Below are 24,266 nucleotides of genomic sequence, written 5' to 3'. Positions count from 1 at the left end.
ACTTTTTTATTTTATATTTAGCACTCATCTACATAATCACCATCTTGTATCTAAGTAACTAATTCACTAAAATAGCGCCCTTAAAAATCATTAAGGTCGGCCGTGTTAGTTAATTACAATCCCCCAATGAATCCGTATTTAACAATACTGTATCAAGATGACGACTTGCTCATCGTTAATAAACCCAGTGAGTTATTAACCGTCCCGGGTAAAGATCCTAAACACGCCGACAGCTTAATTAACCGTGTTAATCGTGTTTTTCCGACAGCTAAAATAGTTCATCGTTTAGATATGGCAACATCAGGCATACTTTGCCTTGCTATGAATAAAGTAGCGCACAGGCATTTAAGTATGCAGTTTCAAGAACGCGAAACAGCTAAGCGTTATATTGCACGTGTATTTGGGCAGCTTGAGGTCGATACGGGAACCGTGGATCTGCCGCTTATTTGTGATTGGCCTAATCGCCCAAAACAAATGGTTGATCACGAAAATGGTAAGCCATCGCTTACGCACTTTAAAATACTTGAGCGCGAAGCCGATGCTACCCGTGTAGAGCTAACGCCAATAACTGGGCGCTCACATCAGTTACGTGTACATATGCTAAGTTTAGGACATCCTATTTTAGGTGATAGGCTCTATGCCCATAAAGACGCACTTGCCGCAGCTCCTCGCTTACAATTACACGCACAAATGCTGAAGTTGAAGCACCCTACAACTGAGCAAGTACTTACATTTGAAGCCGAACCTGAGTTTTAATCATTGCATTAATGATTATTAAGCCATAGTGCTAAACTTTTACCGTAGTACGCCGATACCTAATTAGTATTCATTATTTGAGCTTCTTATGGTATCTGCGCAGTTTTTAAAAAGTATACTTAACGTATTACTAATGTGTACGCTATTTTTAAGCATACAGGTAACAGCTGCAGAGCATATTGCCCCTCCTACATTATCAAGTATTGAAAACAACGATATTGAACGCTTGCTTCCAGATGACGAAATAAAATCAATACTTGCAGGTGAAACCGAGTTTTTGAGTTTATACAGCGAATATATGAGCGCCGACTTTAGAGGTGTTGTATTACTTATACCCGACTGGCAATCAGTGCCAACAAACAATGCTGGCATGAGTTTTTTACGAAAAGAACTTAATAACTTAGGCTATACCACTTACGCAATGACGGTACCCGACATAGACTGGCAAGCCAGCAAAAAACCAGACTCATCAACAGAAATACCTGCAGAAACAACGACACCTGATGCAGCTACAAGCACAGAGCCTGCGACTGCAGATATGAAGAAAAATGCAGAACCTCATTATGTTAATGCTCTAGAAAAAGTGACTAATGAAGTACTCGACAATTATAAAATAAATCTGATTGCTCGCTTTAATGCGCTATACCAAACTGCAATGCAAGAGCCAGGTAACGTAGTGGTTATTGCACAAGGTACCAGTGCTGGCGTATTACTTGAGCACTATGCCGACTTTCCAGAACAGAGAGTAGATGCATTTATAAGTTTAAGCAGTTACTTACCTAATACTAAACGTAATAAAGATTTGAGCCAAACAACGTCACTTGTTACGCCAGCTTTACTCGATATTTACTATACTAATGACAGCAATGATATTTTAATGAGCCTTAAAAATCGCCAACGCTGGGTTAACCGAAATGCTAAATTTGATTATCGCCAACGCCAGCTATTTGGCCTGCGCGATCAACCGGATCAACACGCACGTCTAACAAAAGAAATAGACGGCTTTTTACGCCGCCTTTTTTAAATATTCATAAGCTGCTTGAATATCTTGGCTCTTTTTAACTGCAAGCTCCATCATGTGTTTTGGTAAACCTTGCGATACCAATTTATCTGGGTGATGTTGGGACATAAGTTTACGGTACGCTACTTTTATCTCACGCTCAGTCACACCATCATTAAGCCCTAATAACGCCAATGCCTGTGTACGATTCATATTATTATTGGGTGGGACATGATGACCCGAGCCTTCACGGTAGCTGCTACTTTGCCCTTGGCTTTGTTGCTGTTGATTAAAGCGCTGTTGTTGCTTTCTAAAGTTAAATTCTGCTTGATAGCGTTTTAATACAAATGCAAAATGCGTTTTCGAAATCCCTAACTGCTTACTTACCTCTGCTAACAATTGCTTTTCTTGTTCGGCTAACACCCCATCAGAGAATGCCATTTGAATTTGTATTTCTAAAAACAATTGCATCAAGTCGTTTCGCTTAGCAAAGCGTTCTTTAAAGTCGTGCACGGTTTCTTTAAGTGAGAAGTCGCCCTCTTTACCCGACTGAAAAGCCTGCTGTGCTTCGCGGCGCTCTTCGCCTTTCAAACCCATTTCATCCATAAACAAGTTGGCGGCTTTTATATGCATTTCGCTAACTCTGCCATTCGATTTAGCAATATGCCCCATTACGGCAAAACAGCTCGAAAAGAACAAAGCTTGGCGCTCGTTTACATCTGCATCGTTAAACAAGCTTGAAAAGCCACCCGCTTTATCAAAGTTACTTTTTAAGCTTTTATCAAATAAATGGCCAAGGTATAAACCTAAAATGGCACCAAAAATTTTGCCAAACATAAAGCCAAAACAAAAACCGAGTATTTTTCCCCACATTTATAATGCTGCCTTTTTAAAAAATTTAGTTAATGCGCCGCAAGGCGTTTGTTTAAGTCATTTAAACGTTCGGGTGTACCTATATCATCCCACTGACCAATATAAAGCTCAGTAGAGATTAAATGCTTACTTAGCTTTTCACGTAAAATAGGCCCTAAAGGACGCCTCCCTTGCGTTAACCCTTTGAAAAAATCAGCCTGATACCGACTGATCCCTGAGAATGTATACTTTTGACTCTCTGGCGATAAATGACTTAATGCAAAATCACCATCTGGATTATGTGGTGGGTTTTGTATTAGCACAATATGCGCCTCACCCGCTTGCAAATGCAGCTGCATTAGCGCACTTACATCATAATCGGTATATACATCGCCATTAACTACAATGAAAGACTCTCCAAGCAGAGGTAGCGCCTGAATAATACCGCCAGCAGTTTCAAGACCACCTTCAACTTCTTGACTGTAAAGTATGTTTACCCCAAATTGACTGCCATCGTTAAAGTAATCTTTTATTTTATCACCTTGCCAAGCGAGGTTTATTACAATATCGGTAATTCCGGCAGCTTTGAGGTTATTTATATGATGCTCAATAAGTGGTTTTTCTGCTACTTTTAACATTGGCTTTGGCATATGCTGTGTTAGCGGCATCATCCTCTGTCCGCGTCCTGCGGCTAAAATCAACGCTTTCATGTGCGCTCCTTTGCTAACTTTTCAGTCACTTTTGGCACTATGGTATGTTTAGTCCAATCACTCAATGCTTTAAGCTCGGGATAATTAGCAGCCACTTCAATAATATAATCAAGTGTGGGTAAAATATTATCTAAATAACCTGTTTTCCCGTCGCGTAAATATAATCGACAAAATATACCAGCTGCTTTTAAGTGGCGCTGAATACCGGTTAAATCAAACCAATATTTAAACTCATCAAATGAGGTATTAACCATTAAATTTTGAGCAGTGAACTCGCTATAAGCAAAATTAAGCAAGCTTGTTAGCTCTTTTGCCGGAAGTTTAAAATAGCAATCTCGAAGCAGCGATACTAAATCGTAACAAAGCGGACCACGTACCGCATCTTGATAATCTATAATCGCCCACAGGCCATTACTATTCATAATATTTCGACTGTGATAATCACGGTGCACGGTTACTGTAGGCTGCACAAGCATAGCCTGAGTGAGTAACTCACAGCTTGTTTGCCACATAGCTTGATACGCTGCAGTTGGGGATTCATCTATAAAGTCGTTTACTAACCACTGACTAAATATATCGAGCTCAAGTTTTATAAAGTCTTTATTGTAAGCTTGCATAACAGCTGAGGGTGGTGTTTTTGCCCATTGAGCACTTAAACTTATTAAAGCTTTGTAATACTCAATACGATTTTCATCATCTAGCATATCAGCCAAATGCTTACTGCCTAAATCACTTAGTATAAAAAAGCCTTGCTGCTCGTCGCTAGCAATTATTTTTGGAAGTAAAAAGCCTTGCTCGGTAAATACCTTATTAAGTGATATATAAGGCGCGTTATTTACTTTTTGGGGTTCTGAATCCATCACAATAAAATGCTCATTACTGCACGTTAAACGGTAATAGCGACGGAAACTAGCATCTCCTGTTATCGCACTTAACAAAGTAGGCTGCGTATTAAAGTGTGTGTTTATAAATTGTTGTAAATTATCAAAGCGTGTCATTTTATAAGATATCTATTTTTAACTAAGTTAATTAGGTCAATTACTGTATTTGCCATTATTTTCCTTTATTATGTGTAAATTATATTTAATCACAAAGCATTAAGGTCAATAAATGAGCAAAACCTGGGGCATATTGATGCTAAGCGTAGTTAGCGCACCATCGCTTGCCGAAACTGAACTGACGCACAACCTTTGTGGCATTTCAATGCAAACCAGAGCTTGGCAACCACTTCCGGGCCTTGAGCTTGGTACTGTTGATATTAAAGCTGATGATGTAGAGCTCCTCGGCACTCAAAGTGCTGAATTTACCGGTAATGTTGATATTAACACCGTTAATATGAGTTTGTCCGCACAAACTGCGTTGATAGATAAACAGCGTGGTTTATTAAATGCAACCGGACCAATTACTTACCGTGACACAATTAGCCAAATAAGCAGCAAAGGGCTAAACGCCGATTTAAGCAACTCAGAAATTAGCCTACTTGGTGCAGATTACAGTTTAACCGATCAACAAGGTAAAGGTGGTGCAGAAAAGCTGACCGTGAATGATTCTGGCTTAGTGCTCATGAATGCAAGCTTTACTGCTTGTCCTGGTCAAAGCCCTGTATGGGAAATAGAAGCAGACGAAATTAATTTATCCCGCGAGGAAGGCTGGGGTGAAACTCACAATGCGATACTAAGAATTCTTGATACACCTGTTTTATATTTGCCTTATTTTACATTTGCACTCGATGAACGTCGTAAATCAGGATTACTAAAGCCTAATATTTCCAGCTCAGATCGCTATGGTATTGAAACAATTACACCTTATTACTGGAACATAGCGCCAAATTTTGATGCCACTATTACCCCGCGCTATATGTCTCGTAAAGGCTTGCAACTGCAAACAGAGTTTCGGTACTTAACTGAGCAACATGAAGGTTTGGTCGGTGTAGAGTACTTAAATAAAGACGATTCAGAGCCAACTCTTGATTCACGTTATATGTTTCATTGGCAACAAAGAAGTTATTTAGGTGAGAGCTGGCGAGCTAATGTAGATATTACCAACGTAAGTGATGACAATTACATTACTGATCTTGATTCTAACTATGCAAATAAAACCGATACCCAACTTTACCGAACTGGCGCACTAACACACTTAGGTGAGACATGGCGTACAGATATTAAAGTGCAAAACTTTGAAGTACTCGGTGATCACTTAGAATCATATACCGCTATACCTCAAATCAACTTTACTCAAACAGCCCCATGGCGTATTGATAATTTTGATTTTACAGTTTCTGGCGAAATCAGTCATTTTACTAACGACTCAGCCATTATAGATCAAGCAACGCGAGTGCATTTAGAGCCTAAAGCTAGCTTTGATTACAAACAACATGCATGGTCGTTTTTATCTGAAGTAAGTTTATTGCAAACAAATTATAAACAACATGGTGATTTAGATGGCACGCAATACAGCGAAAGCGTATCACGTACAATCCCTAAAGTTCGTTTATATTCTCAACTAAATTTTGAACGTAATACATCATCTTTTATTGAAGATGGTATTCAAACTTTGGAGCCTCAAGTTCAGTATTTATATACCCCCAATAAAGACCAATCTGATATTGGGTTATTCGATACAACTAAGCTACAAGACGATTACTATGGCTTATTTAGAGACACTCGATTTTCGGGTGTTGACCGTATTGCCGCTGCAAACCAATTTACATTGGGTGCAACAACGCGTTTGTTTGATAAAAAACAAGAAGAAGTGTTTAACTTTAGCGCTGGACAAATATTTTATTTAAGTGACTCAGCTAAACCAACAGAGCAAGGTTTAAACTCAGACACTAATTATAATGCACTATTTGCAGCCCAAACCATGTTACATTGGCATCGACGTTGGTATCTTGCTGGAGGTATTCAATACGATACAGATGGTAAACAAATGGTTCAGTCAAATGTAACACTTGATTACAAAGGTGATAATAATCAGCTAGTACAATTGAACCATCGCTATGCAAATGATGTCTCAGGAAATACAATCGAGCAAGCGGGTGTATTTACAAGTATTCCCATTAGTGACGAATGGCAATTTATTGCAAGCTATCATCGAGATCTTGAAAATAACAGAAGTATCGAAATATTGAGCGGATTACAGTATGAATCATGCTGTTGGGCATTCCAAATTACTGGTCATCGCCAAATCGAAACTGACTTAAATCAGTCAATAGGACAAGAACAAGCAACTTTTGACTCAAGTATTGGTTTTAATTTTGTATTAAAAGGACTGGGTAGTAAAAGCCGCTATGATGCACAAAAACTATTACAACAAGGTATTTTTGGCTATCGTAGACCGTATTTTCTTAGTAACTAGTATCACAACAGTACTATTAGCAAGAGTAGTAAAGAGAACATGACTTTAAAAAAATTATTAGTATCAACAGTTTTAAGTATCAGCCTTTGCCAAAGTGCATTAGCAGCCCCTGTAGAAATCGACAAGGTGATTGGCGTTGTAAACCAAGGCGTTATTTTAAATAGTGAAGTAGACACCATTGTAAATCGTGTTAAAAAACAAGCCGAAGAGCAAGGGCAGCAACTTCCTAAAGATGAAACCTTACGTGTACAAGCAATAGAACGCTTAGTTAGCCAAACATTGATGATGCAAATGGCTGAACGTATGGGATTACAAATATCTGATAGCCAGCTAGACCAAACGCTAGCAAATATGGCAAAAGAGCAAGGCGGTACAATTGCTGATCTACGTAAAACCATTGAAGGTTCTGGCGAGAGTTTTCAAGCATACCGTGAAGAAATTCGTAAAGAAATAACCACTCAACAAGTTACACGCGCCAATGTAGATCGCCGAATTTATATTAGCGATCAAGAAGTTGATAATTTGCTAAAAATTATGGAAAGTCAGGGACAAAACTCTGAAGAGTATAATATCGGGCACATTCTTATCGATATTCCTAATGATGCGACTGCTGATGAAATATCTGCAGCAAAAACACGAGCAGATAAAGTAATAGAACTATTAAATGATGATCAAGAATTTAAACGTATTGCCATTTCGTCATCAAGCGGTTCAAAAGCACTTGAAGGCGGACAACTAGGCTGGATGGGTATTAATGAAATGCCATCATTATTTGCAGAAGCGGTTAAAGGCAAAAAAAGTGGTGCTATTATTGGCCCTCTTCGCTCTGGCGCTGGATTTCATATAATTAAAGTACAAGAAATTCGTGGACTACAAGTTGTAGAAACAACTGAAGTGCGCTCACGTCATATACTAATCAAACCCTCTATTATCTTAAGCGAAGAAAAAGCACGAAATATGCTTGCTGGTTTTGCAAAAGACTTACGTGCTGGTACCGCTGATTTTGGTGAACTAGCTAAAGAATATTCTGAAGATCCAGGTTCAGCTCTCAAAGGTGGCGAATACGATTGGACTGATCCAACAACTTACGTTCCAGCTTTTAGAGATACTTTACTTTCTCTTAAACAAGATGAAATTAGTGAGCCATTCAGAACTCGATTTGGTTGGCATATTGTTCAGTTACTTGGTAAACGTGTAGCTGATAAAACAGAGCTTGCTAAACGCAATCGTGCTCATGGCATGTTATTCAATCGTAAATTTAAAGAAGAAAGTTTTAACTGGCAACAAGAAATGCGCGAGCAAGCTCACGTTGAAATTTTCCCTACAGACCAATAAATATGACCTTAAGAATTGCGATTACCCCGGGCGAGCCAGCAGGCATCGGCCCAGATTTACTTCTTACGCTTGCTCAGCAAGCGTGGGATGCTCAGCTTGTCGTACTAGCTGATGGTAAACTGCTTAAAGAACGTGCTAAACATCTTGGTTTGCCCATTAATTTAATTAAGTTTGATGAAAATGCCCCCGCAAAAGTAGCACCTGCAGGTAGTGTTTATATACATCAAGTTGATTTAGGTGTTGATGTAGAACTTGGGGTATTAAACGACGGTAATGGCCAATACGTTTTAGACACTTTGCGTATCGCAAGTGAAAAAAACATGGATGGTACATTCGATGCTGTTGTAACTGGTCCTGTCCATAAAGGTATTATTAACAAAGCTGGTATCTCTTTTAGCGGCCATACTGAATACTTTGCACAGCAATCAGATACTGCTGACGTTGTGATGATGCTGGCAACTAAGGGCTTACGTGTCGCACTTGTGACAACCCATATCCCACTTGCTTATGTATCGCGTGCTATTACCGAAGAACGTCTTACTAAAGTAGCGGGTATTTTAAATCACGACTTACAAACTAAATTTGGTATCGAAAAGCCACGTATTTTGGTATGCGGTTTAAACCCGCATGCAGGAGAAGATGGCCACTTAGGACGTGAAGAGATTGAAACAATCACACCTACTCTTGATGTACTTAGAAGCCAAGGTATGAATTTAATAGGTCCATTACCTGCGGACACGTTATTCCAAAATAAATATCTATCTGAAGCTGATGCTGTGCTTGCTATGTATCACGATCAGGGATTACCTGTGCTAAAATACAAGGGATTTGGTAATTCTGTGAATATTACATTAGGTTTACCATTTATCCGCACTTCAGTTGATCATGGTACGGCGCTAGATTTAGCCGGTACAGGTACAGCTGACGTTGGCAGTTTTGAATTAGCGATCCGCGAAGCAATTAAGCTCGCCCAAGAAAAAGCACAAAATCAATGACCGATAAAGTACATTTAGGACACCGCGCCCGTAAACGTTTTGGGCAAAACTTTTTATTTGATGAAATGATCATCGATAAAATAGTCTCTGCAATCGATCCTAAACCAGAAGACAACTTAGTAGAAATTGGCCCTGGACTTGGCGCTATTACAGAGCCTGTCGCTGATCTTAGTGGCCACCTAACGGTTGTTGAACTAGATAAAGATTTAGCACAACGTTTAATTGAGCACCCATTTTTAGGCCCTAAATTAACCGTTAACCAAGGCGATGCAATGACGTTTGACTTTGCAAGCCTAGTAAGAGACGACAAAAAATTAAAAGTGTTTGGCAACTTACCTTATAATATTTCTACGCCTTTACTGTTTCATCTTTTTGAATTTGCAGACAATATTGAACACATGCATTTTATGCTACAAAAAGAAGTCGTAAAGCGTATGGTTGCAGGCCCTGGTAGTAAAACCTTTGGCCGTTTAAGTGTAATGACTCAATACTACTGTAATGCAATGCCAGTGATAGAAGTGCCACCTGAGTGCTTTAAGCCAGCACCTAAGGTTGATTCTGCAGTTATTCGTTTAATCCCTAAAAAGCCAGAACAACGCACCGCTAAAAGCGTTAAAATTCTAAACACTGTGTGCTTGGAAGCCTTCAATCAGCGCCGTAAAACACTGCGCAACAGCTTGGGCAACTTACTAACAGCAGAAGAGCTTACAAGCATTGGGATAGACATAACGTTGCGCGCTGAGCGCTTATCTTTACAACAATTTATTGATATAGCTAATTGGATTTATGACAACAAGCAGTAATATTGGATCGCCTGTTAAGGTATCTGTAGAAACATTTTACGTAGAAGGTCAGTCTCAACCAGAGATCGAAAAATACGTATTTGCCTATTCGGTAACCATTCGAAATCATAGCCTGTGTAGCGCTAAGTTACTTAGCCGCTATTGGTTGATTACAGATGCAAATGGCAAAGAAACTGAAGTAGAAGGTGAAGGTGTTGTTGGCGAAATGCCAACCATAGGCCCTGGTGAAAGCTACAAATATACCAGTGGAGCTATACTTGATACACCAGTAGGCACTATGCAAGGGCATTATACTTTACGCAATGAATTCGGTTCTGAGTTTCAGGCACCTATTAACGTGTTTCGTTTAGCTTGCCCTAATATTTTGCATTAAATGATAACTAAATTGTATGGCTGATTATGTAATAGGTGATTTACAAGGATGCTTTAGCGAATTTAGCACCTTGCTACAGCGGGTAGATTTTAACCCAAGTAAAGATCACCTCTACTTAGTAGGAGATATAGTCGCTCGCGGACCAGACTCTTTAGCCTGCTTAGATTACATTTACCAAAACCAAGACAGCATAACGATTACACTTGGCAATCATGATTTGCATATGATTGCCTGCTATTACTTAAATAAACCAACTAACCCAAAAGACAAACTTAGCCCAATATTCAATAGCCATAAACTCACCTATTACATTGAATATCTTCAAACTCAGCCTCTTGCCTTATACTTAAAAAAATATAATAGCTTTATATCTCATGCTGGTCTTAACCCTGATTGGTCAATTGAAAATGCGTTAAAATATGCACAGTTTGCGCAAAGCTGTTACCAATCAAATAATGCAAAAACCTTCTTTGAGCAAATGTATAAGCCACACCCTGTGAAATGGCATAATGATCTAGACGACTTTGAAAAATTTAGATACATAGTTAATTATTTTACTCGAATGCGCTTTTTAACAAGTAATAATCAACTAGAACTTAGTGCAAAAGGCGCAACAATCAATAATAATGAGTTAACACCTTGGTTTATGCATCCAAATATATTAAACATTAAACAGGATATTATTTTTGGGCACTGGGCTGCCCTTGAAGGTAATACAAACCATAAATGTGTACACGCTTTAGATACAGGGTGTGTGTGGGGTAACAGCATGACGCTAATGAAACTACCTAGCAAACAAAAAATTGTAGAAAAATCCCACCTTTTGTCTAAATAACCTGAAATAATCTAATACATCTGTTAGATTTATAGACTAATAATTAAAATTAATTAAAGTAATTGATTTTAATTACTTAACTTATCAGTACAAACGCCGATAAGTTCTAACTGAAGTACTTTTGAGTGGAAACCTATATGAATCTAACAGTAAGCCAACGTATTTGGGGTGGTTTTATATTTATCACGCTATTACTTTTAATAATTGGTGGCAATTCTTTAATAAAAATAGCAAATATTGACCGCTCAACTCAAAAAGTGAACCAACTATCACTTCCAGCTCTGAATAAAAGCTCTGAGTTACAAGCTGAATTCATTTTAATGAGTAAAGCCGCTCAAGCGAGTTTTTACACTTCATCTGCAAATGAACTGGCGCCAATAAAAAAACAAGTACTCGAACAAAAACAGCTATTTAATAGCCTTCATAGCGAACTACAAGCAGTCGTAAAAGATGATCCAGCTTTAAACCAAAGCAGTAGAAATGTAGAACAAACCTACCTAAGTTTTTTAAGTACTGTAGAGAGCTTGCTTGTAGATAAGAGTAAACAATTAGCACTTAATAAAACATTAAAGTCTCAATTAGAAATTATCGAACTTAACGCTGAAGATGCAAATTCTGTCGTACTCGACATTTTGGACATAGACGGTTTTGAGCAAAATCATGCACGCGCATTTCAAGCGGCTAATAATTTAGAGAATAACTTTATGTCGGTTGTAAGTAATAGTACCGACATGCTGACAGTTAAAACACTCAATACACTTGATATTGTTAAAAACGAACAAAGCTACTATTTTGATGAAGTAACACGCACTCTAGCGTTAATAAAGCCTGCTATAGAGCAAACTCACAGTGATTTATTCAATAACTTAAAAGAGTATGTAGATACCCTCGAAAATAATATTAAAGGTAATAGTGGTTTAGCTGCAAATAAAAAACGCCTAATTGACTCAATCACACTGACCGAAAGAGAGCTTGCCGAATCAGAGCAAGCAACGAAAATGGCACTTAATCAAATTGATGAATTAGTTGCACAAGCAAGCAATGTTGCCTTTGAGTTACAAAAAGGTGTGCGCAGCGATGTAGATTCAGCTAATTTATGGACATGGGTAGGGATGGTTATCGCAACACTTCTAGCGATAGCAATTGCCATTATTACAGTTAGTCGTATAACCAAACCGCTTGCTGAAGTTAATCGTATTTTAGATATTGTTGCCAGTGGCGACATGACACAACGCTTAGATGACACTGCTAAAGATGAGTTTGGCGAACTATCTAAAAGTTGTAATACTTTAATTGATAGCTTGCGCAGCTTAATTAAAGGCATTATTTCTCGCTCGACTCAACTGGCCGCCGCTTCAGAAGAAACGTCTGCAATTACTGCAGAATCAAGTCAAGCAATTCGCAATCAACAAGCACAAGTTGAACAAGCAGCAACTGCAACCACTGAAATGAGCAGCACATCGCAAACAGTTAGCAACAGTGCTCAACAAGCGCTTAGTGAAATTAAAAATGCTGACAAAGAAGCCGAACGCGTTAAAGGTATTTCTAACAACAATAAAGCGACGATTGAGCAGCTTGCTCGTGAAGTAGACGACGCCTCTCAAGTTATCAATAAACTACATCAAGATAGCGCATCAATTGGTAGCATATTAGATGTAATACGCGGTATTGCAGACCAAACAAACTTATTAGCACTTAATGCTGCAATTGAAGCTGCACGTGCTGGTGAGTATGGCCGAGGCTTTGCGGTTGTAGCCGATGAAGTTCGCTCTTTAGCAAGTAAAACACAAGAGTCGACTCAAGAAATTCAATCAATGATTGAATCGCTACAAACAGGCGCAGAAGCTGCGGTAACAGCAATGAGCAAAGGTAAACAACGTGCTGTATCGTGTGTTGAGCAAACAGACTTAGCTAGTAGCGCGCTTGATTCTATTACATTTGCGGTATCTCAAGCTCACGATGTCAGTGAAGAAATATCAACTGCTGCATTAGAGCAACAACAAGTAGCACAAGAGATTAGTGAACGCTTAGAATCAATCGTAGCCATTGCAGAACAAACCGCTGAAGGCGCAAGCCAAACAAACATCTCAAGTTCAGAAGTAGCAAAACTTGCTGAAGAACTTCGTTTATCAGTCGATGAGTTTAAGGTTTAAATAACGCAATTAGCGCAAACTAAAAACCCCGTTGATACCAAGTATCAACGGGGTTTTTGTTTATTTAAATAAAGTACTTAACCTGAGCTCTGGTTAAGAGGTTTACTAACGTATTGAATCATGGTGATATTTAAATTTATTTTCTCTAGCCAGATAGATTTATTATCCAGAGTTCAGGTTACTTATGCCAATGCGCTTCATTAAGAAGGCTGGTGTTATTACTTTTGGCAATGGCTGCAAAAAACGGTGCTGCGCTGCCCTAGCCGTATTTCTTGCAGTTCGCTTTCACATGTCATACATGGCTTGCCTTTACGCCCATATACTAATAATTCTTGTGCAAAATACCCTGGTTTACCATCGCTTTGTGCAAAATCTTTAAGCGTAGTACCACCTTGCATAATAGCCGCAGCAAGCGTGTCTTTTATAATAGGAATAAGTGCTTGATAGCGCTTTTGTGAAACTTTTCCCGCTTCTCGCTTTGGATGTATACCCGCTTTAAATAACGATTCATTCGCATAGATGTTACCAACACCTACTACCACTGCGTTATCCATAATAAACTGCTTTACGGGTACTTTTTTATTGCGCGATTGTTCGTACACGCGTTTAGCAAAAAAATCATCGGTAAGCGGCTCAGGACCAAGCTTAGAGAGTAGCTTATGCACTTCACCGGGCTCTTGCCATAAGCAACAACCAAAACGACGAGGATCGTTTAAGCGCAGTGCTTTACCGTTGCCAAAAATAAACTCTACATGGTCATGCTTTTTAAGCGGCTCACTTTTATCTACAACACGTAAATTACCTGACATACCCAAATGTAAAATAGTACTGCCAAGCTCACAGTGTAAAAGTAAGTATTTAGCTCGTCGTTCAATACTTGTAACAATTAGCCCTTCAAGTTGATACACGTCATCTGGCACTGGCCAGCGCATACTGGCATTGTAAATATTTACCTTTGTGACAACTTGGTTTTGTACGTGGGGAGTGATGCCCATTCGGCTCACTTCTACCTCTGGTAATTCAGGCATTAATTAGACTCACTTTGTGAAAAATCAAAACTAGGAAATAACTGCTGTGCAGTTTTTAAATCGAGTGCGAGTATTCGTTGGCTACTCTTTTCGAGTAAGTAATATTGCCCATCGCCTCTATAAAGCAAATAAATCCAAGGTAAACTCTCACCAGCTAATTCAAAAGTAGCAACATATAAAGGCGCATTAGGATTAAAAACAACAGATTCGTTAACACCCATTAACTGCGCGCTTTGCCATTGGTTAATTAAATCACTAAGTTGTTGCTCAGAAGCTTGCCAGATAAATGGCGCATCTTTTTGTAACATTGTTGTACGCCAACTAGTTCCAATACGCTCAATTTTTTGATCAACAAATGTAAGCGTCAATACAAAGCTTTGAATTGGTAATACAGGCTGTACCGAAGGCTCATCAGCTGAATTAAAAAGTTGCTTATGCCAGCCATTTAAAAAGAAGATCATAATCAACATTGAAAAAATAATAACGTTGTTCCAACCTTTGCGACCAAGTTGCATGTGCACACTTCCTATTTAATTCAAGATTTTAAAGTGTAACTAAAACTTAATTGCACTGTCTATATGTTAAACCGTGCAGACTTTGTTAGAATATCGGCAAATTTAAAGGAGTTCCGTCAATGTCTATGTATGTAGTGGGCCATAAAATCCCAGATTCAGATTCTATTTGTGGTGCAATTGCACTGGCTTATTTAAAAAACCAAATCGATGAGCCAGCAATTCCAACACGTCTTGGTGAAATTTCACCAGAAACTCAATTTATCCTTGATAAATTTGGCTTCGAAGCACCAGAGCTAAAATTAAGCTACGCTGGCGAAGACGTTTACATTGTGGATCACACAGAAAAAACACAAGCACCCGATGATATCGACCAAGCTCGCGTTGTTGGTGTGGTAGATCACCATAAACTAGGTGACTTAACATCATCGACTCCGCTTGAATGTTGGATTCGCCCTGTTGGCTGTTCGAACACCATTATTAAAATGATGTACGATTTTTACAGTGTAGAAATCCCTAAAGACATCGCTGGTATTATGCTGTGCGCAATTTTAAGCGACACAGTCATATTTAAATCACCAACATGTACTACTGCCGATATTAAATGTGTTGAAGCGCTAGCTGAAATTGCAGGCGTAGAAGACTTTAAAGAACTTGGTATGGATATGTTCCGCGTTAAATCTGCGGTAGAAAACACACCAGCACGTGATTTAGTAATGCGTGACTTTAAAGACTTCAACATGAACGGTAACCTAGTAGGCATTGGCCAACTAGAAGTAATCGACCTTGCTGTTTTTGACGATATTAAAGCAGACCTTGCAGCCGATATTGCTAAGTTAAAAGTAGAGGGCAACCGCCACTCTGTATTTTTACTGCTTACCGACATAATGAAAGAAGGCTCAGAAATGCTAATTGTATCTGACGATGCAAACTTAGTTGAGCAGGCTTACGGTGTAAAACCAGAGAATGATAAAGTATGGTTAGATGGTGTACTGAGCCGTAAAAAGCAAGTAGTTCCACCACTGCAAGATGCGTTTTCAAAAGCCTAATAACTTTAACAAATAGCACTAAAAAAGCCGATATTGCATAAAACAATATCGGCTTTTTTGTTTTTAAAATGTGTATTTCTTATACCAATTAGCTTAATTAAATAAGCTATTTTGAGGTTGGAAAAACGTGTTGATAGCTAGGCAAAAAATTCGATATTTAGTTGTTCTCGGCAATTGCTCCTGCATTGCTCTACCTTTTGCATCCATGCAGTCGTAAATGAGAATTTTTTAACGCAGGTAGCGACACGTGTAGCCCCGCAAAATGATTAAGTATTATTGCGGATTGGTATTAAGCTACAAACACAATTCTCTAAATGGCAATGTGGCTGCGCCAATTGATACCGGAAAATTATCAATATTAGATACCACCAGCTTTGGCATAGGGCGTTTAGCGCCACGTCTAAATTGTGCATAAACCTCAGTTCGTGCAATAACTTTTTCAGCCAACTCTTTTGGAATATGGCCACCAATAATAATCGCCTCAGCATCTAATAAAGCAGAGCAACAGGTTGCCACTAAATCAAATGAGTCTTGAACTTTAAACAACCACTCTTCAACGCCTGGCCAATCAGGATCAAAGTTGTCATGCAGGTCGTAAATAGAAGTAACCGCTACGCCATTTTTTTTCAAAATACGTTTTAGTAATTCAAGATTAGGGTGGGCATATAATTTAGGCGGTAGCATGTCGCCAAGCTCACCTGCGTTTCCGTATGTACCGCGCAGTACGTCGCCATTATTTACAATACCACCACCAAATGCAGCCGACACAAACATATAAACAAAGTTTTTATACTCGCGCCCAATACCTGCAACACCTTCACCTGCGGCTGCGCCTGTAGCATCGTTAACAACCCAAGTTGGGAGTTGAAAATGCTGCGACACAATATCGATAATATCAACCTGCGACCACTCTTCTAGCATATGGTGGGTATTCATTTTCCCATCCATTGAGCTAAAAAAGCCAGAGATACCCACACCCATTCCCAGTACTTTTTCACTTGGAATGTCACGCTCAGCGCTTATATCTTCTACCAGCTTTTGTGCACATTTAAGCACATTATTAATGCTCATATCCGACATTAGCTGCATATGGGTGTAAACCACCTTTCCCGTAAAATCCATTACAGCAAGCGAAATAGCATCAAGCAAAATAGCTAAGCCAAAGGTAAATCCGTAATCGGGATTAAGGGCAATGCCAAACCCAGGTTTGCCTTTTTTATTAGGAATTAGCGTATCAGTTTGTACAATTACACCGTGTTGGGTTAACGACTTAAGTAAACGCGACACAGTTTGCTGTGGAATACGAGTTGCGCTCACAATATGACTTTGAGTTACGCACTTTTCCCAAAACACCACTTTTATAATATCGCGCTCAATATCTTGAAATAGCTTTTCGCCTTTTCCAAGCTCAAAACCAGAGCGTAATAAGTTACTGTTGTTTAACGAAAACATAGGTATTAACCCTAACAAAATTGGAGCACAAGATTACGTGAAACCATTATAAAGAACAAGTGGGCAAACTGCGCCTACTCAATCACTATCACTCTAAAATCATTCACATTTGTGTTAGTTGGCCCAGTAATAATTAAATCATCAATGGCTTTAAAAAACTGATGACTATTATGCCCTTCTAACTGTGCGCGTAAGTTTTCGCCTGCATCTTGTGCGCGAGCAATCGTACTGTTATTTATATACGCACCCGCTACATCTTTACTACCATCAACACCATCGGTATCACAAGCAAGTGCGTAAATACCCGCTTCGCCATTAAGTACCTCAGCCAACGCCATTAAGTATTCTTGATTGGGCCCGCCATCGCCATAAACATCAGCAACAGTTACTGTAAGCTCGCCACCAGAGAACAACATAACGCGCTTGCCTTGGGCTTTTTGCTCAAGAGCGATAGCCGCATGTTCCTTTGCAACTTCTTTAGCCTCGCCTTGAATATCATACCCTAGTACCTGGGTTTCCCAGCCTTGGTGCTGTGCAACACTTATAGCGCTATCAATAGCATGCTGCGCATTTGCAACAATAAAGTACTCACCCACGGTATCAGCAACTCGTTCTTGCTCTGGTTTTAATAAATGCGCTTCAACCTCTGCCATTACTGGCCAATTGTACTTTTGTAAAATAGCCAGTGCATCGGCTTTAGTACTGCCATCGCTAATAGTAGGGCCTGATGCTATATCACTTGGTTTGTCCCCTACTACATCTGAAATAATGAGCGTAACGTAATCTGACTTAGCGGCCTGCGCTAACTTACCGCCTTTAACAAGTGACAACTGCTTACGCACTACATTTATTTCATCAACGCTTGCACCACTTCTAAGTAAAAACTGATTAAGCTTTTGCTTTTGTGAAAAAGGCACATCATCAACAGGTAGGCACATCAACGACGAACCGCCCCCCGAAATAATAAACAAAATAGGAATATCAGCCGGGTTATTTTTTACAAGTTCCAATAACTCTTTGCCAGCAGCTAAGCTGTTATCGTCTGGTGTTGGGTGGTTTGCACTAAGCACTTTAATTCGCCCAGTATCACCGCTACTTTCGTAGCCATAACGCGTTACCACTGCGCCAAAACATTTATCACCATAAAAGCGATTAACTTCGGCGGCCATTTCAGCGGCGGCTTTACCCGCCCCTACTACACACAAACCTTTGCTTGCATCTATATTTTCTAAATACTTACTCATGCAAGCACTCGGTTTGCAGGCATTTACCGCAGTGGTAAATAAATCAATTAAAAACGACTTTTTAGAATCCATTAGTCACAGCTCACGAAAAAATTGAAGGAATAGCTAAACAAATTAATATCATCACAATAAACATGCTAAGTAGCATAACGATATCTTTGCCAGTTAAAATTGAGTTTGATACGGTCTCGGCATTTTGTACTTTTGTGACTTCGTTTACCTCTCTTGAAATTAAACGACTCGTAACATAAATAATCACCGCAGCGCTTACAAAACCGATAAAATTCCACCAAAACCAGAAAATATCAGGCGCAAATACCGACACCAACAAGTTAATTAATACACCACTAATTAAGCCAATATTGGCATGCAATGCAGCACTGCGTTTACTTAATACAGCAACTAAAAATACCGCCAGTATTGGGCCATAAAATAGCGAGCCGACTTTGTTAATAGCTTCAATAATGGTCGGCGCTATATCACCGGCAAAAAGTGATAGTACTAAGGTAATTGCACCCCATGCTAAACCTAAGTACTTAGCTAACTTTAAGTAAGATGGTTGGTCTAGCTCTTTATTAGAAATACGGCTGTAATCTTCAATACTTACCGCCGAAAGTGAATTAATTGCAGAGCTAAGTGACGACATCGCTGCCGACAAAATAGCGACAACTAACAAACCAATTAAGCCGTGCGGGAGGTAATCTAAAATAAATATAGGCATCATCCAATCAGGGTTATCTGCTGGAATTTTTGCTAAAAATTCAGGGTTACTCATTGCCAATGTGCCAACAATTAAACCCGACACACAATATAAAATAGTAATAGGAAAACGCACTACACCATTTGCTAAAATCATGTAGCGTAGGTTTTTAGGATCTTTTGCACTGAGCGCACGCTGTGCTTGCGTTTGGTCACATCCGTAGTAAGAGGCGTAAAGTACCACACCACCAAAAATCATCGGTAAAAAGCCAAAGCCATCACCACTAAAACCAAATGAATCAAACTTAATCGCTTCTAATCGGCTCGAATCAACATTGGCAATGAAGGTATCAACCCCACCTAAGTGATACAGTCCAAACCCTATACAAGCAATAGTACCCAATACAATGATGACCATTTGAATCGCATCACCGTACACTACAGCTTTCATCCCACCTTGCAGTGAATACAAAACGGTTATAACTCCCGTTAGTACAATTGCTTGCCATGCTTCTATTCCCATGGTGCCTTGTAAAATAAGCGATACCGCGTAAATCATAATGCCAGTGGCAAACGCACGGCTAAATTGAAACACCACACTAATAAGCACACGGGTTGAGCGGCCAAAGCGCATTTCTAGATAATCGTAAATACTGACAATGCCGCTTTTATAAAGCTTGGGTAAAATAGTCGCTAAAATTAAAATCATCGCCAGCGGAACACCCAACTCATACGAGAGCCATTGCATACCACCACCTTCACGCAAACCAACAAATGCAGGAGCCGAAATAAAGCTAATAGCCGAAAGTTGAGTGGCCATTACCGACAAAGCCAAAGGTTTCCAACCTAAGCTTTTACCCCCTAAAAAGTAATCACTTTTATTGGTTTGTTCGCGTAGCATAAATCCCATTACCAATAAGGCACCAAGATAAAGAGCAACTATTGAAAAATCTAATATATTCATAATTTATTCGCGTATTCACAATATGAAAACACTGCGCCTTTTCAAAATTAAAATACCAAACGGCTACCTGCCCTTACCTTTTTGAATAAACGAGCCTAGTCAAAAAGATAAACCTGTAGCTAACTTAGCTGAAAAATGCATCACAATGCAAAAAGCCTATTAACCCCAAAGTGAGTTAATAGGCATAAAGCATTTATTTAAAAGTCGTATTTAACTCTTAAAGTAACGCGTCGTGGGAGAATTGGGCGACCTACAAAGTATGGGTTATCTGCCGTTTGGCTGTTACCTAGACGAGGCGAACCTTCAGTAACACCGTCAGAATCAAACAGGTTAAATACCCCAACGCTTAAGCGTACTGTTTGCTCTGGTGCAACTTGCCAGTTATAGCCTGCATCAAATCTAAATAAGTGGAATGAATCAAGTTCTACCGAGTTTGAGTCATTTGCAAAGTTTTTACCGGTAAAGTTATGGTAAATCGATGCATCCCAGTTATCTGCGGTGTAGCTAATAGATGAGTTAAATAGTATTTTTGGTTTACGACGTAATTCGTTACCAATAATAGAAGGGTCTGAGTCAAATTCAGTAAATTCGTGATCGGTATAGGTCATGTTGGCATCAACAGCCCACTCATCGGTAATATCGTAACGACCGGTAAGCTCAACACCCGTTGCTTTAGTTGATTGCATAACTGGCAGCTCTAATACGCCCCCATTACCATCATTTACAAAGTCTACGCTGCGTCTGTCTTTTAAGTCAGTTCTAAATAACGCAATGCTGCCGCTAAAGTCGTTATCAAAAAACTTAACACCTAGCTCGCCTTGCTCAACAATTTCGGCTTCGTAGCTGGCAGGCTCGCCTAAATCATTAAACTGAATACCTCTAATTTCTGGGAAGAAAAACCCGCGAGATGCATTGGCATATACATTTAAATTATCAGTTAAGCGATATAACGCCGCTCCTGATACAGCAAATTCAGACGTGTCGACTTCGCCGTAAGTCATTACACCACTGCCCGTAGTGTTAACTTGTAAGTTAGGTGCAAGCGTTGGATCATCTGAAATCTGAACTACTTGGCTGCCTTCACGACTAATTTTGCCTTCAATTTCTTCGTAGCGAACACCAAAGTCAAAAATCCAATCGTCACTTTCCATTTGATCCGCTACGTATAATGCCCGGCGGGTAGCGCTAATGGTTTGGTTAGTATAAGAAATACCAGGGCCACTAATACCATTTTGAGTGTACTGAACCTCATCACCATTAACATCGGTATACGTTAAGTCGATTAAGCGAGGGTTGTTATTAAACTCACCTAAGTAAGTTGTAATAACGTTATCGTCGTCGGCTTCACTGTGCGAGAAAAATGTACCGACTGTAATATCGTGGCTAAAATCACCTACAAAAATGCTTTTGATGATATTAAATTCTGCAGAAAAATCTTCAGCTGGGCGGTCACGGTCTAAAATGCGGTTAGCAAATAGTAAGTCATCACTTGCAAGTGCGACACCTGAATTAACATAAGAAAACTCAGCACCGCTTGCATCACCTAGCCCTCGGTTAGCTAAAAAGTCGTCTTGGCTTTCAGGTACATTAATAATACCGTCGCCGTCTAAAAATAGATTAAATTCGTGTTGATATTTAGCGTATTTACTGCGCATATTAATGGCAAAGTCGTTAGCGAGTTCTTTTTCAAACACCACTGAAATAGAGCCACCTTTAGTAACTACACCATCGCTGATTGGCGATTCATAACGACCATTTGCTGTATCGTAGGTTAAGTTAGATACTTGCGCCGTTTGCAGTGATTCGACTTCACGACCATCATTACCACTTAAGCGCTCGCGGCTGTCGCCATCAAGTGGAATAGGTAAGTAAAACTGAGCTTGGTCGTCAATGTACTGTCCATAAACAGTAAATGAGCCAGAGCCATCATCAAATTCTTTACGAATATTACCACGCAACTGTGTACCTTTAGTCTCAAGGCCTGTATCTAATGGGCCCTCGTCGTAACGGTAAAAGCCAGAAAGCGCATAATATAAGCCGTCTTCGTTAAGTGGACCGCTCGTTGCAAAATCTAAGCGAGTACGCCCTTGGTCAGAAAGCTCCATTTGTACGGTACTTTGCGGATCATCACTGCCCGTTTTAGAAATATAGTTAATAATACCGGCCACAGAACCTTGGCCAAATAAATTAGATACACCACCACGCACAAACTCTACGCGCTCAATACCCAAATCATTACGGTAATACACATCAAACGCCGATGAGTTTAAACCAAAAACACTCAAACTAGGTGAACCGTCATACGACAGTGGCGTAAACTGAAACTGACCCGATGAAGGTAAGCCTCTTACTTGTAGGTTAGTAGCGACTTCACCGCCACCGCCTTCTACTTTAATACCCGGAATATAGCGAAGCACATCCGCTTGGCTACTTGAAGACAGCTTTACCAGCTCGTCTTCGCTAATAGATGTTACTGATTGTGGAGTGTCTGAAATAACACGCCCTTTACTGGTACCAGAGACGATAATACGCTCAACGTTGTTAGCTTTTTTTGCTGTATCTGGTGCAGCTTCTTCTGCCGCATAAGCGCCCTGTGCAAGGCATAAAGATACAATAGAGGCGATCGTTGTTTTATTCACGGGTATTCTCCAATTGTGCTGGTTGTCTGTGTGTATTTACTTAGAGTGAGGCTAAGCAAAGCCGAAATAATCAAGTAAACATGTTAGTTTTTTGTTACTTCGAACAGGATTTAAGCACAGAAAAAAAACATTTACAACCCATAATGAGTGCTTTAATATTGTCCAAATCGGAAATAACACACAAAGAGCACCCAATATGACTACTGTAAACAGCGGTAAAATTGACTCAGCAACGGCTTCATCGCTTGCAGACCTTGCTACTAAAACACTTATAGCGAACGACTTAGGTGGCTATACAGTACCAACACATGGCCTATACCCGTTTCAGTGGAACTGGGATTCAGCCATTACAGCGCTAGGTTGGATGAAATCAGACGAAAGCCGCGCATGGCAAGAAATTGATGTGTTATTTTCAGGCCAATGGGATAATGGCATGGTGCCGCACATCTTGTTTCATAAAGATTCAGATACTTATTTTCCTGGCCCTGACGTATGGGGTTCGGATAAAAAAATTAAAAGTACGTCTATTTCACAGCCGCCAGTAGTCGCCACCATAATGAAAGAAATGCTTGCCAGCGCTAAAGATAAAGCACTTGCAGAACAAAAAGTTAAAGCGTTATTTTCACAAGTAGTTGATTATCATTTATGGTGGTACAACGACCGAGATCCTGAAAAAATAGGTTTAGTAGTGACCTACCACCCGTGGGAATCGGGCATGGATAACAGCCCATCATGGGATGACGCTCTTCATGCTGTGCCATGTGTGGATTGGGAATATACGCGCCGTGATACAAGCCATGTAGATTCATCTCAGCGTCCACATAAAAGTGAATACGACCGCTTTTTATACCTTGTAGACTTTTTTAAACGTAACAACTTTGACAGCAAAGTAATTTACGAAACGTGCCCGTACAAAATGAATGACCTAGGTATTATTGCTATTTTACACCGTGCAACCAAAGATTTACTCAAAATGGGTGAACAACTTGGCTTAAACGATGCTCGCACTGATTACTTAGCACAGCGTTTACAAATAACAGAGCAAGCCATAAACACTTTATGGTGTGAACAAAGCCAGTACTTTTATTGCAGAGATGTATTAACTAACAGCTTGGCTAAAGTTAAAACATCAGCCGCGCTATTAACTGTATATGCAGGTTTAACAAGCGATGAGCAAACTAAAATAATTAATACAGCCACCGAAGATTTTATTGAGTCGAGCCAATTTAGTGTGGCATCTACTCACCCTAAAGAAGAAAAATACGAGCCACAACGCTACTGGCGTGGCCCAATTTGGTTACACATCAACTGGATGATAGCCATAGGCCTTAAAGAAGCAGGCTTTGCAACAACGGCTGAAAAAATTCAAGATGATACGCGCAACCTCGTTGTTAAGTCAGGCTACTACGAATATTTTAACCCAGAAACAGGTGCAGGCTGTGGTGGTAAAGATTTTTCATGGACAGCGGCAATAGCATTACATTGGCTACTTGACTAATAACTAAGGCAA

20 protein-coding genes are annotated in these 24,266 nt (G+C 39.6%); 11 read left to right on the top strand and 9 right to left on the bottom strand.

The window, feature by feature from the left end; all coding sequences use genetic code 11:
• The first annotated feature begins 102 nt into the window (after positions 1 to 102).
• Together rluA and D172_RS02590 are read left to right on the top strand one after the other, a co-directional pair.
• Positions 103 to 756, top strand: coding sequence for a bifunctional tRNA pseudouridine(32) synthase/23S rRNA pseudouridine(746) synthase RluA (rluA, locus tag D172_RS02595; protein WP_007376545.1), 654 nt, complete (start codon positions 103 to 105; stop codon positions 754 to 756).
• 133 nt (positions 757 to 889) lie between these two features.
• Positions 890 to 1,780: a DUF3530 family protein gene (locus D172_RS02590; protein WP_007376546.1), complete on the top strand. Its 891-nt coding sequence runs from the start codon at positions 890 to 892 to the stop codon at positions 1,778 to 1,780.
• On the opposite strand, the gene djlA is transcribed toward D172_RS02590, so the two are convergent.
• The 3 genes from djlA to D172_RS02575 are packed head-to-tail and all read right to left on the bottom strand — an operon-like array spanning position 1,763 to position 4,316.
• Positions 1,763 to 2,629: a co-chaperone DjlA gene (djlA, locus tag D172_RS02585; protein ID WP_007376547.1), complete on the bottom strand. Its 867-nt coding sequence runs from the start codon at positions 2,627 to 2,629 to the stop codon at positions 1,763 to 1,765. The two genes, D172_RS02590 and djlA, sit on opposite strands and share 18 nt — an antisense overlap.
• 29 nt (positions 2,630 to 2,658) lie before the next feature.
• Positions 2,659 to 3,318 (bottom strand): N-acetylmuramate alpha-1-phosphate uridylyltransferase MurU, encoded by a 660-nt coding sequence (gene murU / locus D172_RS02580; protein ID WP_007376548.1) that lies wholly within the window; start codon positions 3,316 to 3,318, stop codon positions 2,659 to 2,661.
• On the bottom strand, positions 3,315 to 4,316 hold the full coding sequence (locus D172_RS02575; RefSeq protein ID WP_007376549.1) for an aminoglycoside phosphotransferase family protein: 1,002 nt from the start codon (positions 4,314 to 4,316) through the stop codon (positions 3,315 to 3,317). The genes murU and D172_RS02575 overlap by 4 nt, the downstream gene beginning before the upstream one ends.
• 112 nt (positions 4,317 to 4,428) lie before the next feature.
• Here D172_RS02575 and lptD point away from each other — a divergent pair, with 112 nt between their 5' ends.
• From lptD to D172_RS02540, 7 genes are all read left to right on the top strand, one after another.
• The gene (lptD, locus tag D172_RS02570) at positions 4,429 to 6,675 is read left to right on the top strand and encodes an LPS assembly protein LptD (RefSeq protein ID WP_007376550.1); all 2,247 of its coding nucleotides are present in this window, start codon (positions 4,429 to 4,431) and stop codon (positions 6,673 to 6,675) included.
• 39 nt (positions 6,676 to 6,714) lie between these two features.
• Positions 6,715 to 8,010 (top strand): peptidylprolyl isomerase SurA, encoded by a 1,296-nt coding sequence (gene surA, locus D172_RS02565; protein WP_007376551.1) that lies wholly within the window; start codon positions 6,715 to 6,717, stop codon positions 8,008 to 8,010.
• 2 nt (positions 8,011 to 8,012) lie between these two features.
• Positions 8,013 to 9,005, top strand: a complete 993-nt coding sequence (gene pdxA, locus D172_RS02560; RefSeq protein ID WP_007376552.1) for a 4-hydroxythreonine-4-phosphate dehydrogenase PdxA — start codon at positions 8,013 to 8,015, stop codon at positions 9,003 to 9,005.
• On the top strand, positions 9,002 to 9,808 hold the full coding sequence (gene rsmA / locus D172_RS02555; protein WP_007376553.1) for a 16S rRNA (adenine(1518)-N(6)/adenine(1519)-N(6))-dimethyltransferase RsmA: 807 nt from the start codon (positions 9,002 to 9,004) through the stop codon (positions 9,806 to 9,808). The genes pdxA and rsmA overlap by 4 nt, the downstream gene beginning before the upstream one ends.
• On the top strand, positions 9,792 to 10,181 hold the full coding sequence (gene apaG, locus D172_RS02550; RefSeq protein WP_007376554.1) for a Co2+/Mg2+ efflux protein ApaG: 390 nt from the start codon (positions 9,792 to 9,794) through the stop codon (positions 10,179 to 10,181). The genes rsmA and apaG overlap by 17 nt, the downstream gene beginning before the upstream one ends.
• Positions 10,182 to 10,197: 16 nt before the next feature.
• On the top strand, positions 10,198 to 11,016 hold the full coding sequence (locus tag D172_RS02545; protein ID WP_007376555.1) for a symmetrical bis(5'-nucleosyl)-tetraphosphatase: 819 nt from the start codon (positions 10,198 to 10,200) through the stop codon (positions 11,014 to 11,016).
• A 137-nt stretch (positions 11,017 to 11,153) separates the two neighbouring features.
• Positions 11,154 to 13,169, top strand: coding sequence for a methyl-accepting chemotaxis protein (locus D172_RS02540; RefSeq protein ID WP_007376556.1), 2,016 nt, complete (start codon positions 11,154 to 11,156; stop codon positions 13,167 to 13,169).
• A gap of 218 nt (positions 13,170 to 13,387) precedes the next feature.
• On the opposite strand, the gene mutM is transcribed toward D172_RS02540, so the two are convergent.
• Together mutM and D172_RS02530 are read right to left on the bottom strand one after the other, a co-directional pair.
• A complete protein-coding gene (gene mutM, locus D172_RS02535; protein ID WP_007376557.1) occupies positions 13,388 to 14,197 on the bottom strand; it encodes a bifunctional DNA-formamidopyrimidine glycosylase/DNA-(apurinic or apyrimidinic site) lyase in 810 nt (269 codons plus the stop codon).
• Positions 14,197 to 14,712: a hypothetical protein gene (locus tag D172_RS02530; protein WP_007376558.1), complete on the bottom strand. Its 516-nt coding sequence runs from the start codon at positions 14,710 to 14,712 to the stop codon at positions 14,197 to 14,199. Before D172_RS02530 ends, mutM begins: the two co-directional genes overlap by 1 nt.
• Before the next feature lie 119 nt (positions 14,713 to 14,831).
• On the opposite strand from D172_RS02530, the gene D172_RS02525 reads away from it, so the two are divergent.
• Positions 14,832 to 15,758 (top strand): manganese-dependent inorganic pyrophosphatase, encoded by a 927-nt coding sequence (locus D172_RS02525; RefSeq protein WP_007376559.1) that lies wholly within the window; start codon positions 14,832 to 14,834, stop codon positions 15,756 to 15,758.
• Positions 15,759 to 16,052: 294 nt separating this feature from the next.
• Here D172_RS02525 and D172_RS02520 read toward each other — a convergent pair whose 3' ends face one another.
• The 4 genes from D172_RS02520 to D172_RS02505 all read right to left on the bottom strand — a co-directional run bounded on the left by D172_RS02520 (position 16,053) and on the right by D172_RS02505 (position 22,756).
• Positions 16,053 to 17,210, bottom strand: a complete 1,158-nt coding sequence (locus D172_RS02520) for an ROK family transcriptional regulator (RefSeq protein ID WP_002957728.1) — start codon at positions 17,208 to 17,210, stop codon at positions 16,053 to 16,055.
• A gap of 74 nt (positions 17,211 to 17,284) precedes the next feature.
• Positions 17,285 to 18,526 carry a glycerate kinase type-2 family protein gene (locus tag D172_RS02515; protein WP_007378626.1) on the bottom strand — a complete coding sequence of 414 codons (1,242 nt, stop codon included), beginning with the start codon at positions 18,524 to 18,526 and terminating at the stop codon, positions 17,285 to 17,287.
• A 10-nt stretch (positions 18,527 to 18,536) separates the two neighbouring features.
• Entirely contained in the window at positions 18,537 to 20,117 is a 1,581-nt protein-coding gene (locus tag D172_RS02510; protein ID WP_058230525.1) for a sodium:solute symporter, read from the bottom strand.
• A gap of 197 nt (positions 20,118 to 20,314) precedes the next feature.
• Entirely contained in the window at positions 20,315 to 22,756 is a 2,442-nt protein-coding gene (locus D172_RS02505) for a TonB-dependent receptor (RefSeq protein WP_007378623.1), read from the bottom strand.
• Positions 22,757 to 22,952: 196 nt separating this feature from the next.
• On the opposite strand from D172_RS02505, the gene D172_RS02500 reads away from it, so the two are divergent.
• Positions 22,953 to 24,254 (top strand): MGH1-like glycoside hydrolase domain-containing protein, encoded by a 1,302-nt coding sequence (locus D172_RS02500; protein WP_007378622.1) that lies wholly within the window; start codon positions 22,953 to 22,955, stop codon positions 24,252 to 24,254.
• Positions 24,255 to 24,266 lie beyond the last annotated feature (12 nt).

The organism is Pseudoalteromonas sp. Bsw20308, from assembly GCF_000310105.2.
Lineage (GTDB): Bacteria > Pseudomonadota > Gammaproteobacteria > Enterobacterales > Alteromonadaceae > Pseudoalteromonas > Pseudoalteromonas fuliginea.
Note: the sequence above shows the minus strand (reverse complement) of the source record. Positions and strands in the feature narration are given on the sequence as shown.

Coding starts and splice junctions, on each gene's coding strand:
- pdxA (WP_007376552.1), top strand. CDS start 8,013: ATGACCTTAAGAATTGCGATTACCCCGGGCGAGCCAGCAGGCATCGGC.
- D172_RS02575 (WP_007376549.1), bottom strand. CDS start 4,316: ATGACACGCTTTGATAATTTACAACAATTTATAAACACACACTTTAAT.
- D172_RS02540 (WP_007376556.1), top strand. CDS start 11,154: ATGAATCTAACAGTAAGCCAACGTATTTGGGGTGGTTTTATATTTATC.
- D172_RS02520 (WP_002957728.1), bottom strand. CDS start 17,210: ATGTTTTCGTTAAACAACAGTAACTTATTACGCTCTGGTTTTGAGCTT.
- apaG (WP_007376554.1), top strand. CDS start 9,792: ATGACAACAAGCAGTAATATTGGATCGCCTGTTAAGGTATCTGTAGAA.
- lptD (WP_007376550.1), top strand. CDS start 4,429: ATGAGCAAAACCTGGGGCATATTGATGCTAAGCGTAGTTAGCGCACCA.
- surA (WP_007376551.1), top strand. CDS start 6,715: ATGACTTTAAAAAAATTATTAGTATCAACAGTTTTAAGTATCAGCCTT.
- D172_RS02530 (WP_007376558.1), bottom strand. CDS start 14,712: ATGCAACTTGGTCGCAAAGGTTGGAACAACGTTATTATTTTTTCAATG.
- rsmA (WP_007376553.1), top strand. CDS start 9,002: ATGACCGATAAAGTACATTTAGGACACCGCGCCCGTAAACGTTTTGGG.
- D172_RS02500 (WP_007378622.1), top strand. CDS start 22,953: ATGACTACTGTAAACAGCGGTAAAATTGACTCAGCAACGGCTTCATCG.
- mutM (WP_007376557.1), bottom strand. CDS start 14,197: ATGCCTGAATTACCAGAGGTAGAAGTGAGCCGAATGGGCATCACTCCC.
- D172_RS02525 (WP_007376559.1), top strand. CDS start 14,832: ATGTCTATGTATGTAGTGGGCCATAAAATCCCAGATTCAGATTCTATT.
- murU (WP_007376548.1), bottom strand. CDS start 3,318: ATGAAAGCGTTGATTTTAGCCGCAGGACGCGGACAGAGGATGATGCCG.
- D172_RS02510 (WP_058230525.1), bottom strand. CDS start 20,117: ATGAATATATTAGATTTTTCAATAGTTGCTCTTTATCTTGGTGCCTTA.
- D172_RS02590 (WP_007376546.1), top strand. CDS start 890: ATGTGTACGCTATTTTTAAGCATACAGGTAACAGCTGCAGAGCATATT.
- D172_RS02515 (WP_007378626.1), bottom strand. CDS start 18,526: ATGGATTCTAAAAAGTCGTTTTTAATTGATTTATTTACCACTGCGGTA.
- djlA (WP_007376547.1), bottom strand. CDS start 2,629: ATGTGGGGAAAAATACTCGGTTTTTGTTTTGGCTTTATGTTTGGCAAA.
- D172_RS02545 (WP_007376555.1), top strand. CDS start 10,198: ATGGCTGATTATGTAATAGGTGATTTACAAGGATGCTTTAGCGAATTT.